This is a genomic window from Spirulina major PCC 6313, from assembly GCF_001890765.1.
Taxonomy (GTDB): Bacteria; Cyanobacteriota; Cyanobacteriia; order Cyanobacteriales; family Spirulinaceae; genus Spirulina; species Spirulina major.
In genome coordinates this window covers 3,326,820-3,343,133 of the sequence record NZ_KV878783.1, presented here as the reverse complement: position 1 = coordinate 3,343,133, position 16,314 = coordinate 3,326,820, and the positions used below count along the sequence as shown (strand labels likewise).

Below are 16,314 nucleotides of genomic sequence, written 5' to 3'. Positions count from 1 at the left end.
GTCATGAAACTGGATTGATTTCAGGCTCTCGTGATACTCTTCAAGCACCATCAGCGAATACCTGTCCAAGGGACTGCCATCATCGGATCGTTGCAGATGGCTGGACTGAGGATGATTGAGGATCGCCAGATTGGACACAAGAGATCCACCCGATAGACTGTGACAATCATTCTGATCAAATTATTCCGATAAGTTTAGTAATTATATCGCACAATATTAACTCTCGTTGAAATAACTCAAGACTGCTAACGTTTTAGGAGCCGATTAAATGGATTAAATCTCATAGATTGATGCTGATTCAAGAGAGGATTAGCATCTTTTTTTGGTATGTTTGCCTGGTTGTATTGTCGTCATTGAATTACTCTGATCAGACGGATAAAGTTCATGGTTGAGATGAAGGGCATGGGATGGATCGATGATTGAGTGATGTGGTTTGGCACTTCAGTATGGCTCTGCTGGGGGATTACCGTTGGGATTGTGGGAACAGGATGATGTTAAATTGTCAAAGCAGAGCTTCAATAAAATCGCAATAAAATATTAAATAAATCTTAAACACTGATGATGATTGAGATAGCTTCGTTTTGACTTTGTTAAAAGAATCATAGGGAATCTTGGGAATTATCTGGGGGAATCAGTAGAATGAGCCTAGCCACAGTCAGGATCAATTCATTTTGATTCAAATGGTAACCAACACAACAAATGTTGTTGAGTTTGATGACTGTTCGTGTCTGTCTATCCCTAAGTCGTTATGATGAGTTCTTCTATGCAAACCGCAGATCCTGCTCAGAATGTGTTGCACTACGATCAACAGCCATTGAAAGCATTCTTTCAACCTCAGTCTGTTGCGATTATCGGAGCGAGTGAAAAACCGGGGAGTGTGGGGCGGACTCTGCTCTGGAATTTGATTAGCCATCCCTTTGGTGGGACGGTGTTTCCGATTAATCCGAAGCGGGCGAGTGTTTTAGGTATTAAGGCGTATCCGAATTTGGCGGCGATTCCGGAGTCGGTGGATTTGGTGGTGATTGCGATTCCGTCGTTGGCAGTGCCCCAGGTGATTGATGAATGTGTGGCAGCGGGGGTGAAGGCGGCGATTATTATCTCGGCGGGCTTTAAGGAAATCGGGGCCGAGGGGGTCGAGCTGGAGCGGCAGATTTTGGCGAAGGCGCGGGCGGGAAATTTACGGATTGTGGGGCCGAACTGTTTGGGGGTGATGTGTCCGGTGTCGGGGTTGAATGCGACGTTTGCGAGTGCGATCGCTCGTCCTGGCAATGTGGGGTTCATCAGCCAAAGCGGGGCCCTCTGTACTTCGATTTTGGACTGGAGTTTCCGGGAAAATGTGGGCTTTAGTGCCTTTATTTCCATTGGGTCGATGTTGGATGTGGATTGGGGGGATCTGATTGATTATCTCGGCGATGATCCCGATACCCATAGCATTGTGATCTATATGGAAAGCATCGGCAATGCGCGATCGTTTTTGTCGGCGGCGCGGGAAGTGGCCCGCACCAAGCCGATTATTGTGATCAAGGCAGGACGAACCGAGGCAGCGGCGGCGGCGGCGGCCTCCCATACGGGGGCCCTAGCGGGCAGTGATGAGGTGCTCAACGCAGCATTCCGGCGGTGTGGGGTGTTGCGGGTGGATACGATTGACGACCTGTTTAATATGGCGGAGGTGTTGGCGAAGCAGCCCCGTCCACAGGGCAATCGCCTCACGATCTTGACTAATGCCGGAGGGCCGGGGGTGCTGACCACGGATGCGCTGATCTCAGAAGGGGGAAAGTTGGCGAAGTTGTCGCCGGAAACAACGGCGAAACTGAATGAATTGTTGCCGCCCCATTGGAGTCATGGGAATCCGGTGGATATTTTGGGCGATGCTGATCCCCATCGCTATGCAGAAGCGATCCGAATTACCCTCGATGACCCGAATAGTGATGGACTCTTGGCGATTCTCACGCCCCAAGCGATGACCGACCCGACCCAGACGGCGAAGCAGTTTGTGGAGATTCTCCAAGATCCGAGCCGACCGGCGAAGCCGATTTTGGCCAGTTGGATGGGGGGGGATGGGATTACGCCGGGTGAGCAGTTGCTGAACCATGCACGGATTTTTACGTTGCCGTTTCCGGATACGGCGGCCCATGTTTTTAACTATATGTGGCGGTATTCCTACAATTTGCAGGGGTTGTATGAAACGCCGATGATTACGATGGATGAGGAGCAGGCTCCGGAGCGCGATCGCGTCACGGCGATGATTGCAGCGGTGCGGGCTGAAGGGCGTAACTTACTGACGGAATACGAGTCGAAACAGTTGCTCGATGCCTACGGGATTCCGACGGTGGCGACGGCGATCGCTACCTCCGCCGACGCAGCCGTCGCCCAAGCCGAAGCGATCGGCTATCCCGTTGTCCTCAAACTCAACTCCACCACCATCACCCACAAAACCGATGTGGGCGGTGTGCGCCTCTTGTTGCAAGATGCCGAAACCGTACGGGGAGCCTACAACGGCATTCAAGAATCCGTCACCGAAAAAGTGGGCGCGGAACATTTCCAAGGGGTGACGGTGCAGCCGATGTTGCAAATGACCCAAGGGGATTATGAACTCATCATTGGCAGCAGCCTGGACGCTCAATTTGGGCCGGTGCTGTTATTTGGCACAGGCGGATCACTGGTGGAAGTATTTAAGGATCGCGCCTTGGGCCTGCCGCCCCTCAATACCACCTTGGCTCGTCGGATGATCGAGCAAACCAAAATCTACACCGCCCTCAAGGGGGTGCGGGGTCAAGCGGCGGTGGATCTCGATATGTTGGAACAGTTGCTGGTGCGCTTTAGCCAGTTGGTGGTGGAACAGGCGTGGATTAAGGAACTGGATATTAATCCGCTGCTGGTGGGCAGCGATCGCCTGGTGGCCCTGGATGCGCGGGTGGTGTTGCATGACCCGGAAACCCCGGAAGCCGACTTACCCAAACCGGCCATTTGCCCCTATCCCCTCAATTATGTTGCGCCGTGGACGCTCAAAGATGGGACGAATGTGGTGATTCGGCCCATTCGCCCTGAAGATGAACCCCTTGTGGTCAAGTTCCACGAGCCCCTGTCGGAGGAAAGCATCTACCTGCGCTATTTCCATTTGATGTCCCTTAAAAGTCGGGTGGCCCACGATCGCCTCTCCCGAATCTGTTTTATTGACTACGATCGCGAAATCGCCCTTGTGGCAGACTATAAAGACCCTGAAACCGGCGAACATCAATTTCTAGGGGTTGCCCGTATTAGCCAATTGCATGGGGTGAATGAAGCGGAATTTGCCATGATCATTAGCGATCGCTGTCAAAATCAGGGCCTCGGCACCGAGCTTCTGAAACGATTAGTCGCCATTGGGCGCGATCGCAACTTTACCCAACTGATGGCCAACATCCTGCCGGAAAACACGGGCATGCAACGAGTCTGCCAAACTGTCGGTTTCCGGTTGCAACATTTATCTCCGGATACGGTGCTTGCCGTCTTGACATTGTAAGATGCGATCGCATTCAGCACGGTGGGCCGATTCGGTGTCCGGTTTGGCCACCCAAAAGCTCACCTGCTGAGGCGTTTCCCCGTCACCACGCTCATGTTTGATCACCCTGGTTTTTTGCTGCGTCAGCTTATTTATGAAAGTCAGCAATCCCTCATCTATCGAGTCCTGTGGGAAGACAATTCTGCCCCAAGCTCGCAGCGAGTCCCCATGGTACTCAAGCTCCTCAAACAGGAATACCCCACCCCTCAACAACTCCATCACTACCGCCAAGAATACGAAATCACCCGCAGCCTCACCAGTGCCGGTGTGATTCGCACCTACAATATTCAGCCCTATCAACATCGCCTCTTTATCTGCTTTGAAGATATTGGCGGCCAGTCCTTAACCGAACATCTCGCCCAGCACCCGATTCCCCTTGATGAGGTCTTAACCCTCGCCATTGCCGTCACCGCCACCCTCCACGACATCCACAGCGCCGGGATTATTCACCGAGATATTAACCCCAGCAATATCATCTACAACGGCAAAACAGGCCAAGTCAAAATCATTGACTTTGGCCTAGCAACGCGGTGGCACGTGGGGTTGCCGTCCCTCGATTCCCAAACGACGATCACCGGAACCCTCGCGTATATTTCCCCGGAACAAACAGGGCGGCTCAATTGTAATTTGGATTCACGGACGGATCTGTATTCCCTCGGCGCAACGCTGTACCATCTCTTGACCCGACAGTTGCCCTTCCCCACCAAGGATGTGCTGGAGTTGCTCCATTGCCATATTGCCCGTACGCCGCCCCCGCCCCACCATCTCGATGGCCGCATTCCGGAGCCGCTCTCCGCGATCGTGATGAAGCTGATGGCGAAGTCGGTGAATGACCGCTATCAAACCGCAAGGGGGTTGCTTCGGGATCTGGAGCATTGTGCAGCGGATTGGCAGCGGGATCAAACCATTGCCGCCTTTCCCCTGGGGGAGCGGGATCGGTTTGATCAGTTTCAATTGCCGGCGACGTTGTTTGGGCGGGAGACGGCGATCGCCACCCTAGAGCAAGCCTTTGATGCGGTGGTGCGTCAAACCTTGCCGGTGGCCCTCGTGACGATCAGCGGCGGGGCGGGGGTGGGAAAAACGGCCCTCGTTCAGGAGTTGTATGGCCCGATTACCCTGGCGCGGGGGATCTTGGTGACGGGGAAATGTGATCAACTCCAACGCACCCGCCCCTACGATGTGATTGTGCAAGCCCTTCAGCAACTGGTGCACAAACTGTTAACGGAGTCCGAGACCCATCTGCAACAGTGGCGATCGCACCTCCAGGCCGCCCTCGGTCAAAATGGCCAGGTTTTAATTGACCTGATCCCGGACTTAGCCTTGATCCTGGGGCCGCAGCCCGATGTTGTCCCCCTTGGTTTGGCCGAAGCCCAACACCGGTTTCATCGCCTCGTGCGGCAATTTCTCGCGGTGTTTTGTGCTCCGGAGCGTCCCTTGGTGATGTTTCTCGATGATCTCCATTGGGCGGATAGTGCCACTCTCCAACTGCTGAGGGTGCTCCTGAACGATCCACAACAGCGATCGCTCCTTGTCATCGGAGCCTATCGCGATCATGACCTCAGCCCCACCCATCCCCTGATCAGCACCCTCAGCGAATTCCAAGAGCAGGGTATCCTCATTGATGCCCTCTCCCTCGACCCCTTACCTCCCCTGGCAATTACCGACTGGATTGCCACCACCCTCGCCCAGGATGCCAGCCATGTCGCTCTCCTGGCAGAGGTGATTCAGACCAAGACCGGGGGGAATCCGTTTTTTACCCGTGAATTTTTAATGACTGTGGTGCGTCAAGGGGCGATCGCCTTTGATCACGACCAACAAGAATGGACGTGGGATCTCGAAGCGATCGCCAGCCAAGCCAGCACCACCAACGTGGTAGAACTGATGATCGCCACCATACAAACCCTGCCCCCCCCCACCCAACGCGCCCTCCGCTATGCCGCCTGCTTCGGCAACACCGTCGATATCCGTCGCCTCGCCCAAGTCCTCGAACAGCCGCTACCGAAACTCCAAGCAACCCTCGCCCCCGCCATCACCCACACCCTTCTCCTACCCCACACCCCCGAAAGCATCCACCCCCCCAGCGACCATTGCCGCTTCCGCCACGATCGCATTCAGCAAGCCGCCTATGAACTCCTCGCCACCCATGAGCGCGTCAAAGCCCACTACAAAATCGCCCGGCTGCTCATCAAAACCCTCACCCCCCAAGAACTCCAGCGAGAGGTGTTCATCGTGGCAGACCATTGCAACCTAGGCTATCCCATCCTCAGCACCACCTCCATTCGGCAACAAGGCGCTGAACTCAACCTCCAGGCCGCCCAACAGGCCCAAGCCTCCACCGCCTACGCCGCCGCCCTCAGCTATTGCCAAATGGGTATCAAGCTCCTCGCCCCCAATCGTTGGTTGAGTCAATACGACCTCACCCGCCATTTGTATACCCACGGGGCCGCCAATGCCTATAGCTTGGGACAATATGAGATCATGCAAGACTATGTACAAACCCTGTTACTCCACAGTCACCATGTCTTAGATCAAGTCCCCGCCTACGATATTCAAATCCGGGCCCATATTACCCAGGGCCACCTCAGCGAGGCCATTGATACCCTCTTGACCGTGTTGCGGCGCTTGGATATTCATTATTCGCGATCGCCCCACCGCTTCCAATTGTGCTTGGCCTTGGGGTTGACGGTGGCGCAATTACGTCGCTATTCCACCACGGCCTTAAAAACACGCCCCGCCCTGGCCAACCCTCGCATCGCCGCCGCGTTAGCCTTGATCACCACAGCCCTGCCAGCCCTGGCGATCACCAATCACAATTTGTATCATCTCCTCAGCCTACAACAGGTGCGAGCCTCCCTACGCCACGGCTACAGCCCAGATTCAGCCGTCGGCTATGCCCATTTTGCGGTGTGGTTAGGCACTGGGCTGCGCCAACCTAAACTGGCTCAGTCCCTGAGTCAATTGGCGATGACCATTGTTGATCGGCTTGCCTATCCAGCGGTGCAAGGACATCTCCTCTGGCTCGATTGTGCCTATTTGCGCCATTGGCATCTGCCCAGTGTTGCCCTGGTTAATGGCCTGAAAACCGCCTATCAGACGGCCTTAGATGTGGGAGATCTCACCGCAGCGGCGGCCGCGTTGCTGACCCGCTATCGCCACCGCTATTATTTGGGTCTCGAAGAACTCCCCCCCTTAGCCGCAGAACTCCAACAGGTGATCGAGTACAGCCGTCAAACCTTGACCGATAGCGCGATCGCTCACCTCCGCCTCAACCTTGCCAGCATCAACACCTTAACCAACGCCGCCGATCGCAACGAACCCACCACCCTAGTCCACGACACCCAACTGTATGATGCGCTTGTCCCCCATGCCACCCAACTCCCCTCGGCAAAACTGAGGCTACCGGATCAAACAGGTCAATTTTGGTATGCCTTTAACAAGATGGTGTTGTGCTATTGGTTTGATGACCTGAAAACGGCGCGACTCCATGCCCAACGGGCGGAGCAATATCAACAGGTGGTTCGCGGCACAATCGGGCAGGGCCTATGGTGTTTCTATGATGCGTTGATTGCCTTGGCAACCCTGAAAGCGGGGATGGCCCCTCATTTGCAATCCCTCTGGCAGCGGGCCCAACAGCATGAAGCCCAACTGCGGCAGTGGGCCAAGACTGGCCCGGCGGTCTATGGCCATCGGCTCGCCCTCGTGCAGGCGGAGCGATCGCGCCACCTCGGCAATGTGGCCGAAGCCATCGAGCAGTACGATCGCGCCATTACCCTCGCCACTCCCCAAAACTACCGCAGCGAAATCGCCCTCATCTACGAACGCGCCGCCCGGTTCTATCTCAGCACCCACAAACCCTTAATCGCCAAAACCTATCTCCAAGAAGCCCGCTACACCTATCAGCAATGGGGTGCGATCGCCAAAGTCCACCACCTCGATCGCACCTATCCCACCCTCCTCACCACCTACGCCCCCCAAACCAAACACCTCCCTTCCACCATCACCAGCAACCACATCAGCAGCGAAATTGATCTCGCCACCGTAATCAAATCCTCCCAAACCCTCTCCAGCGAAATCCGCCTCGATCGCCTCCTCACCCGCCTCATGCAAACCCTCCTCGAAAATACCGGCGCTCAACGGGCCTACCTCCTCAGCGAAGACAAAGGCCAATGGCGCATCGAAATGGAAGGCCAAGCCGACCCCCCCAACGTCCAACTCCTACAACATATTGCCCCCGACGGCCGCCTCCCCCTCTCGATCCTCGTCTACGTCGTTCGCACCCTCAAAAGCATCGTGCTCGACAACGCCAGCCAAGCCCCCCACGACCCCCAATCCCCCTTTTACCAACGCCATGATCCCTATTTGATGCAGCACAAACCCCGCTCCATTCTCTGCGCCCCCCTGATCCACCAAGGCAAACTCCTCAACATCATCTACCTCGAAAATAATCTCGCCACCGGAGCCTTCAGTGCCGCCCGCCTCGAACTCGTGCAACTTCTCTGCTCCCAAGCCGCTATCTCCCTCGAAAACGCCCGCCTCTACGCCGCCCAAGAAAACTACACCTACACCCTTGAGCAACGGGTCGCCGAACGTACCACCGAACTCGCCCAAGTGAATGCAGAACTCCAACGCCTGGCTAGCTCCGACGGCCTCACCCACCTCGCCAATCGTCGCCACTTTGATGAATATCTTGACCAAATGTGGCAGCGCTCCGCCAAGGAAGAAGTCATGCTGAGTTTAATCCTCTGCGATGTGGACTATTTCAAGCAATATAACGACTGCTATGGTCATCAACAGGGGGATGATTGTCTGATTGAAATCTCGCGAGCCTTAGAACGGGCGGTAAAACGACCGGCGGATCTGGTGGCGCGGTATGGGGGGGAAGAGTTTGCGGTGATTTTGCCGGATACCCCCGCATCCGGGGCGATTACCGTGGCGCGGCGCATTGGTGAGGAGGTGGCCCGCTTGCAAATTCCCCACACCATGTCGGAAGTGTCGGAATGGGTGTCGGTGAGTTTGGGGGTGGTCTGTTGGCTGCCGTCGAGCCAGGAGCCGCCCCATGCGTTTTTACTTGCCGCCGATCGCGCCCTCTACAGTGCTAAGCACCAAGGCCGCAACCGCTGGGTCATGGCCTAACGGGATGGGATCGGCTGTAGGATGCCACTCTTTTTATAGCGGCAGATCATGGGAAAGGCGGCCCAAAGGTTACCCTAAAGGACAGGATAGCCCATGGCATTGTCCCGCATCGACCCAATTTCACATTCACTTTCTTGACGTAATACAGACTATGGATTGGTGGCGCAAACTCAAGCATAATCAGTTGGCTCGTTTTGGAGCGATTATTCTGGGCGTTTTTTATCTGAGTGCGCTTTTGGCGGGCTTCATCGCGCCCTATGATCCCTACAGTTCCCAAGTGGGGGGATCGCTCCTGCCGCCGACGCAAATCTACTGGCAGACGGAAGCGGGGCAATGGTTTGGGCCCCATGTGTACCCCACGACTCAAGGGCCGACGGATCTCGAAACGGGCGATCGCCTTTTAGACATTGACCGCAGTCAACCCTCACCCCTGCGTTTATTCGTGAAAGGGGAACCCTACAGCCTGTTACCGGGGATGACGAGCGATCGCCACCTCTTCGGCACCACCGGCCCCGGCCGCATCAACCTCCTGGGCACCGACGAACAGGGGCGCGATCAATTCAGCCGCCTGCTCTTCGGCGGGCGAATCAGCCTCAGCATTGGCCTCGTGGGGATTGCGATCTCCTTTCCCCTAGGCCTACTAATTGGGGGCATTTCCGGCTACTTCGGTGGTTGGCTCGATGCCGTCCTGATGCGCATCGTAGAAGTCCTGATGAGCGTGCCGACCATTTACCTCCTCGTTGCCCTAGCGGCCATCCTGCCGCCGGGACTGAGTAGCTCCCAACGGTTTCTGCTCATTGTCGTGATTACGTCCTTTGTGAGTTGGTCGGGGCTAGCGCGGGTGATTCGGGGGCAAGTGCTGTCGTTGAAGGAGCAGGATTTTGTCAATGCGGCGCGAGCGATCGGGGCCAATTCCTTCACGATTATCCTGCGCCATGTACTACCCCAAACCGCCACCTATGTGGTGATCTCGGCAACCCTGTCCATTCCCAGCTTCATTGTGGCGGAGTCGGTGCTAAGTCTGATCGGCCTGGGCATTCAGCAGCCCGATCCCTCCTGGGGAAATCTCCTCTCTCTGGCCACCAATGCCTCCATTTTGGTCTTGCAACCCTGGCTAATCTGGTCGCCCGCCCTACTGATCATCCTGACGGTCTTGGCCTTTAACGTTCTCGGTGATGGTCTTCGCGATGCCCTCGATCCCCGCGATTTGCAATCCTAGTGTCGTGGTACGTCTTAAAAAGTGGGTTGAGTCGGATTGCCAGATTGCAGTTATAGCCTAAATTTTAGCCGCCTAATCTACCCTGCAATAAAGCACTATTTTAGCTGTGTCTCAGCACGACGAGCTACTGCTTATACATAACCCACGTTACGAATCTGGAGGGAATATGAGTGAGCTAGAGGATCACACTACCTTGCCTGGCATCCTCTGGAGTGCGAGCTTCTAGCTCGCTGCCTTGACGACAGAGGGGGTTTAAACGCAGGCGAGATCCACCTTAGAACGTTGTGTATAAGCAGTAGCCCTACGATAAAGCACGATTTTAGCTGTGACGGGTTAGCTGGATTTGATCGGACGTTTTGCCGACGGGGTTGGGTGCTGACAAAACCAGCGTTCCCAGCGGAGTCGGGCTAGGTGTTGGAGGTATTCGAGGTATTGGCGATAGGTGACTTTGCTTTCTCCGTCTTGGCGTTCTTGGAAAACATAGCTGACTTCTTGAATCCGATCGCACTGACCCCGTGCCAAGACTTCGATCAAAATTTTGTACCCCACTGGGTTCATCCGTTGGGAGGCGATCGCTTCCCGTCGCACCATAAAATACCCACTCAACGGGTCAGACACCGCCCCCAACACCCTCGGCAAAATTAACCACCCTAAAGCCTGCGCCCCCCGCGACAGCACCCGCCGCCCCAGATTCCAATCACTCACCCCCCCGCCCGGCACATGGCGACTCGCCACGGCTAAATCGGCCCCAGACTCTAGGGCTTGGTAGAGTTTGAGCAGAATTTCGGGGGGATGTTGTAAATCGGCATCGATGACCCCAAGATATTCCCCTTGGGCCTGTTGCCAACCCCGAATCACTGCGGTGGATAGGCCCCGCTCCTGCGTCCGACAGATGAGCCGCACCGCTGGATAGTCTTCTAACCGGGATTCCACCACAGCAGCGGTTCCATCGGGGCTATTGTCATCGACGACAATTAATTCATATTGCCCAGGGCAGGCCGCATCTAAAAGCCCTGTGAGGCTGTGCAGGAGGGGCTGAATCGTTTGGCATTCCTGATAGGTGGGAATGATTAGGGACAGACGATAGCGCGGTTGGGTGAGGGGGGGGACGATCAGCGATCGCAGCGGCACATCATACTGTTGGGGGGGCGAAGAGAGGATGGGAGTCATAAAATGGGGGTCAAAAAAAGAATAAATGCACAGACCAGAATCTCATCAAGCATCACGCCATCTTAGCAAGGTGACTCCCCCCAATCTAGAGGCGGTCTTCAGATCAGGACACGATGAAGGTAATGTGCCCGGTCTGCACATGATCCAAGATTTGGTTGATCCCTTGGCGTTCTTGGCTGGTGGCCGATGTCTCAGAGAGAAAATACGTCACAAACTGGAAATAGGTTTTGCGAGAAATTTGACCCGTTTCCAAGCAATAGGCAATGCGATGCTCAAGGGGTAAATCATCAGGATTGACAGGAGATGTCATTACAATGGGGGCAATGTCGCTGTATGAGCTTGTGATGGACATTGTACGAATTTCCGTATTGTCTGACAATTACGTTTTTATCCTGCACAATCCCATTGATCGCACCGCCGCCGTGGTTGATCCGGCTGAGGCTCAGTCGGTGTTGCGCTGGTTGAGGGAGCACGATGCTACCTTGGTGGCAATTTTAAACACCCATCACCATGGGGATCATGTGGGGGGCAATCCTGCCCTCGTTCAACAGTTTCCCGATCTGGTGGTGTACGGGGGGGCGAACGATCGGGGGCGTATCCCTCAGCAGCAGGTGTTTTTGCAGGGGGGCGATCGCGTCACGGTGTGCGATCGCACCGCTGAGGTCTTCTTTACCCCCGGCCACACCCGCGCCCATATTGCCTACTACTTTCCGCCCCTGACCCCAGACGAACCCGGCGATCTCTTTTGTGGCGATACCCTCTTTGCGGGGGGCTGCGGTCGCATTTTTGATGGCACTGCCACGCAATTATTCACGTCACTACAACAGCTATGCCAACTCCCCGACTCCACCCGGATTTGGTGTGCCCATGAATACACCGTCAGTAACTTGACCTTTGCCCTCTCGGTTTTGCCGGAAGATTCCCCCAGTCAGAGCCGCTATCGTGAGGCGATCGCCCTCCGTCAGCGTCACCAAGCCACCATTCCCACCCAGCTTGGTCTCGAAAAACAAACCAACCTCTTTCTCCGTTGCCATGACCCCCGCCTCCAACAGGCCATGAACACCCCAAACCCCAGGGAAACATTCAGCCGCCTCCGGAGCCAAAAAGACCACTTTTAAATGGCAAGGCCGCCTCTATCCTGCCCGCAAAAAAAAGACCCGTCACAGCGGGTCTTTCAATTCTTTAGCAGGCAAACGTTCGATCGCTACTCTGCAATGCCCGTGAAATTCAAACGCCCTCCCAACAGCGGAATGGTCAAGAGCAGAGCTTTAATCCACAACGGTGCAAAATATAAACTGAGGAACAAGCAGAGAATAGCCACGCCACCCGCAGCAACCCGAACGATCTCTTCTTGGGTTTTGACTTTGAGTAGCAACGCAGCGGAAGCCACCGACAAACTGATGAATAGAGGCGCAAGCATCATAGTCCTTTAATCTCGTAAGCTGTAGATTGTTTAAAGACGTAAATTTTAAAGATGCGGTGCGTTCCTTCGGCATCAAACCTACTTCCGTCTCTCCACACCTGGCGCTGCCTTATTGAATCCCCTCGGAATGGGAATGTTTCAGGATTGTAACGTCAGACGACAGTGGGGAAATGAACGATCTTTTACGTGTCTAAACTATTGATACAATGGACGCTTTAATTTTGTCAATGTTTCCCGCCGATGCTGTGTCAAGAGTTGGTGATTTTAATCACAGTATTTCCTTGTAATCCATCACACGTGCCTCGCGAGCATTGTCACAGCCCACCCCGATCAAATTCACATCCTTAGGGGGGGAGCTATCACCCCCCAACCGGGAAAGATCAAGGATAGTAAGGATAACCTCACCGCGCTCTATGACTTATCATGCTTCCTGCCGTTAAGCTTATTCCGGGTTCTGTCGCTGAGATGCTTGCTACCGCTCGTCAGACAGGACGATTGCAAAAAACAGATCAATATGGATTGATGGCCGCTGTCTTAGAAGAGGCCCTCAGTGATGAGGAAGTGCGGGCAGTGAATCGCCTGCTGCGTTCAGTGCAACGGGGCAAAGTGAAAATCACCGACGAATCCTAAAGAATTCTCCCCTGCATTTCTGCTTCATTCTCTTTTTAACTTTTTTTAAATCTGTGGTTTTAGAACAATGCAAACTCTCCTCGCTCACCGCTTTATTCAATTTCTCCAAGATGAACTCGCGATTCCTGCTGAATCCTTAGCGATCGCCACCCGCCGCCACGACCCCACCCCCAACGTTTTGCCGATGATTCTCTGGCAATATGGGCTGGTGACCCTCGAACAAATTGACCGGATGTTTGATTGGTTAGAAACGGCTTAGTTGCAGCGATCGCCCCGTTCAATCCCGCCCTGCAACGGAACTCCATCGCCTCGGCGTGATTCTCATTGCCTCAACCTTTTGTGCGCCCGTAGCCTAGATTTTGAATCCTGCGCCACCCCGTCGCTGCCGGGACTTGGCCCTTAATGCTGTGGGATCTTGGGCTGCTGAAAGTGATGAATTTCCGTGAGCACTTGCACCCAGCCCGCCGCCACCGAGGCTAAGATCGCTTCACCCTTGTCACGAGTGGCGGCTGTAGCATCCCCAATCACACCGCTGCGGCTCAGTTCCTGTGTCACCCAAGCAAAGGGTAGCTGACCTTCGAGGCTCAAGAGTCCCCCGGCGGGTAAACCCTGGGGATATTCACACACTGCCCGATCCATGTGGACTTGATCGGGTAATAACGCCAGGAGGATGCTCGTTTCAGCATCCCCGGCATGGATACCCTGGGCGCGTTCGCGATCGCTCAAAAATTGCCCGGCATTATGGGGTACACGCCAGACAAACAGGGGAAACACCGCAAAATCGCCGTATTCCTGATGCAAGTCCCGCGCCGCAATTTCCATCACTTGGGGCTGGCCACCGTGGGCATTACAGAGCACTAATTTCCGAAACCCAGCCCGGTATAGACTCGCCGCCATTTCACGAATGACCGCCAAGAGGGTCGTGGCGGATAGGGTGATTGTGCCGGGAAAATGCCAATGCTCGTTAGATTTGCCGTAGTACAGGGGCGGCAAGGCATAGGCGGGAATGGTTGGATCGAGTTCCCCTAGGGCCCGGCCCAGGACACCGGCCGCAATCACGGAATCCACCGCGATCGGTAAGTGGGGCCCGTGCTGCTCGATCGCGCCCACGGGCTGCACAATCACGATATTTTCTTTATCCGGTAATGCTTCGATCTCCGTCCAGGTGAGATAGGGGAAAAAGCGATGGGGGGGGATGAAGCCGTGCAGCATGGGAAGGGTGAGGGTTGACGTACTCCCCCGCATAAATGACGGGGGATTCTGGGTTCAGACAGCAATTGCAGGCGTAGCCCGTCTTATCTTGCCTCGCCCAATGGACAACGCCCTGCCCATAAGGTGCTCACCCCGGAATTTTACTTCGCGCTAGCGAACGCTTTTATTGTATCACCACCGAATCAATTCGGTTATTCGCTTATATCCCCCGAATAAAATTCAGGGGGCTTTACGCATCACGCTCGTAAAGGATGCGGGGGAGGGGCGATCGCAGGCGGTTCATTAGATCAAGGTGTGAACGAATCAGGGTGCGATCGCCCCAGGTTCAGCGTAGAAGCGTCAACAGCGAAGAGCGCGGGCTTAGGTGGTGTACTCAGCGTTGATCTTGACGTAGTCATAGCTGAGATCACAACCCCACGCCACCCCAGCACCGGAACCACTCCCCAAGTCCACCGTAATGAGTAACGGATGATCAAGGGATTGGTAGATTTTGCCCGCCACTTCGCCCCCTGATTGGGCAGCAATGTCTTTAATATATTGGCTCGCAGCGGCGCGATCGAACGGCAACGGTTGCCCCGCATCCATCAACCGAAAATCACCGAGGGTAATCCGCAACTGGTCTTGATCAAAGGGCACATCGGCTCGACCTGCTGCCGCCGCAATCCGTCCCCAATTGGGATCACGCCCGAAAATCGCAGCTTTAAACAATGATGAGCCGACGATGGTTTTCGCCACTTTACGGGCCGCCGCATCACTGGGCGCTCCCGTGACGGTGACTTCAACGAGGCAGGTAGCCCCTTCACCATCGCGGGCGATCGCCTTCGCTAAATATTGGCACACCTCCGTTAACATCGCTTCGAGCTTATCCGCCTCCGGCCCCGGCTCTGTGATCGCCGTCGTCCGCGATTGACCATTAGCCAAGGCGATCAGACTGTCATTGGTGCTCGTATCCCCATCGACGGTGATTTGATTGAAACTCTTATCCGCCGCCCGCCGCAGCATCTCTTGCCACAGGGACGTAGACACCGCCGCATCACAGGTAACAAAGGACAGCATCGTCGCCATATTGGGATGAATCATTCCAGACCCCTTGGCGATCCCGCCAATGCGCACGGGCCGCCCTTCGATCATGGTTTCAAGGGCAATGGATTTGGGGACGAGATCCGTGGTGATAATCGCGCCCGCTGCCGCCTCGCCCCCTGTTGGACTGAGGGCATTGACGAGGGTTGGAATCCCAGCCCGAAACTCATCCATTTTCATGCGTTGACCGATCACTCCCGTGGAGGCGAGGAGGATGGTGTCGGGGGAAATTTTCAACTGCTGACCGAGTAATTGAGCCGTTTCGAGGGCATCTTGCCAGCCTTGTTCACCGGTCGCAGCATTGGCTTGACCCGCATTGCACAAAATGGCGCGAGCACTGGCTTTCGCTTGGAGACGTTGGCGACAGTAATCGACGCAGGCCGCCCGCACGGTGGAGGTGGTGAAGACACCGGCGGCGATCGCTTCTGTTTCCGAATAAATGAGGGATAAATCCGGTGAACCCGACGGCTTTAAGCCAGCGGTAATCCCGGCCGCTTGAAAACCCCGTGGGGCGGTAACACTCCCGTCAACCCGTTGCCAATCGGACATTGGTGATCTCCTTCAGTGATGTCAGATAAGACAAAATTATAGGTCAGGATGATCCCGAATCATGATCTCGGTTGACCTGATTCCGCACGGATCAACTCAGGGGAAGCCCCTGAGCATTTCGGACAATCTCGCACCGTTCGACGATTTGCAAAGAACAATTACAAGGATTTCCCATGATCCTTCATAATTCTCTACGATTGAGTTGAGCAAAACTCGAAATAATTGAGGCACATTAGTAGTTAAGGGCCATCAAAACTGGCCAGATTACTGGAGTCAATCGGGTCTATTCTGACCTGTGACCCCCTCCACTCACTGGAGTCATGCTGACGGACTTCCCGTCCTCGTCTAGACTCCGCT

At 55.0% G+C, this 16,314-nt stretch carries 10 protein-coding genes, 1 pseudogene and 1 riboswitch; of the genes and pseudogenes, 6 read left to right on the top strand and 5 right to left on the bottom strand.

Translation table 11 applies throughout. The features are described from left to right. The first annotated feature begins 748 nt into the window (after positions 1–748). The 3 genes from SPI6313_RS14710 (at position 749) to SPI6313_RS14700 (ending at position 9,893) form a co-directional block, all read left to right on the top strand. On the top strand, positions 749–3,502 hold the full coding sequence (locus tag SPI6313_RS14710; protein ID WP_072621680.1) for a bifunctional acetate--CoA ligase family protein/GNAT family N-acetyltransferase: 2,754 nt from the start codon (positions 749–751) through the stop codon (positions 3,500–3,502). A gap of 93 nt (positions 3,503–3,595) precedes the next feature. After that, on the top strand, positions 3,596–8,674 hold the full coding sequence (locus SPI6313_RS14705) for a diguanylate cyclase domain-containing protein (protein WP_072621679.1): 5,079 nt from the start codon (positions 3,596–3,598) through the stop codon (positions 8,672–8,674). A 151-nt stretch (positions 8,675–8,825) separates the two neighbouring features. Next, entirely contained in the window at positions 8,826–9,893 is a 1,068-nt protein-coding gene (locus SPI6313_RS14700; protein ID WP_072621678.1) for an ABC transporter permease, read from the top strand. A gap of 396 nt (positions 9,894–10,289) precedes the next feature. Here the strand turns inward: SPI6313_RS14700 and SPI6313_RS14695 are convergent. Together SPI6313_RS14695 and SPI6313_RS14690 are read right to left on the bottom strand one after the other, a co-directional pair. Further along, positions 10,290–11,063, bottom strand: a pseudogene (locus tag SPI6313_RS14695) (polyprenol monophosphomannose synthase); the annotation flags it as partial. 103 nt (positions 11,064–11,166) lie between these two features. Further along, a complete protein-coding gene (locus SPI6313_RS14690; RefSeq protein WP_072621676.1) occupies positions 11,167–11,373 on the bottom strand; it encodes a hypothetical protein in 207 nt (68 codons plus the stop codon). Positions 11,374–11,407: 34 nt separating this feature from the next. On the opposite strand from SPI6313_RS14690, the gene gloB reads away from it, so the two are divergent. Beyond that, positions 11,408–12,181 (top strand): hydroxyacylglutathione hydrolase, encoded by a 774-nt coding sequence (gene gloB / locus SPI6313_RS14685; RefSeq protein ID WP_072621675.1) that lies wholly within the window; start codon positions 11,408–11,410, stop codon positions 12,179–12,181. A gap of 86 nt (positions 12,182–12,267) precedes the next feature. Here the strand turns inward: gloB and SPI6313_RS14680 are convergent, their stop codons facing one another. Continuing rightward, complete coding sequence (locus SPI6313_RS14680; RefSeq protein ID WP_084669043.1) at positions 12,268–12,486, bottom strand: hypothetical protein; 219 nt, start codon at positions 12,484–12,486, stop codon at positions 12,268–12,270. Between the two features lie 55 nt (positions 12,487–12,541). Then, positions 12,542–12,665: riboswitch (Glutamine riboswitch) on the bottom strand. Positions 12,666–12,951: 286 nt separating this feature from the next. Between SPI6313_RS14680 and SPI6313_RS14675 the strand changes: the two genes are divergently transcribed. Continuing rightward, a complete protein-coding gene (locus SPI6313_RS14675) occupies positions 12,952–13,116 on the top strand; it encodes a hypothetical protein (protein ID WP_245788794.1) in 165 nt (54 codons plus the stop codon). Positions 13,117–13,183: 67 nt separating this feature from the next. Beyond that, positions 13,184–13,375: a DUF2949 domain-containing protein gene (locus SPI6313_RS14670; RefSeq protein WP_072621673.1), complete on the top strand. Its 192-nt coding sequence runs from the start codon at positions 13,184–13,186 to the stop codon at positions 13,373–13,375. Positions 13,376–13,515: 140 nt separating this feature from the next. Here SPI6313_RS14670 and SPI6313_RS14665 read toward each other — a convergent pair whose 3' ends face one another. Then, positions 13,516–14,328: a creatininase family protein gene (locus tag SPI6313_RS14665; RefSeq protein ID WP_072623156.1), complete on the bottom strand. Its 813-nt coding sequence runs from the start codon at positions 14,326–14,328 to the stop codon at positions 13,516–13,518. 360 nt (positions 14,329–14,688) lie between these two features. Further along, positions 14,689–15,957: a bifunctional ornithine acetyltransferase/N-acetylglutamate synthase gene (gene argJ / locus SPI6313_RS14660; protein WP_072621672.1), complete on the bottom strand. Its 1,269-nt coding sequence runs from the start codon at positions 15,955–15,957 to the stop codon at positions 14,689–14,691. Positions 15,958–16,314 lie beyond the last annotated feature (357 nt).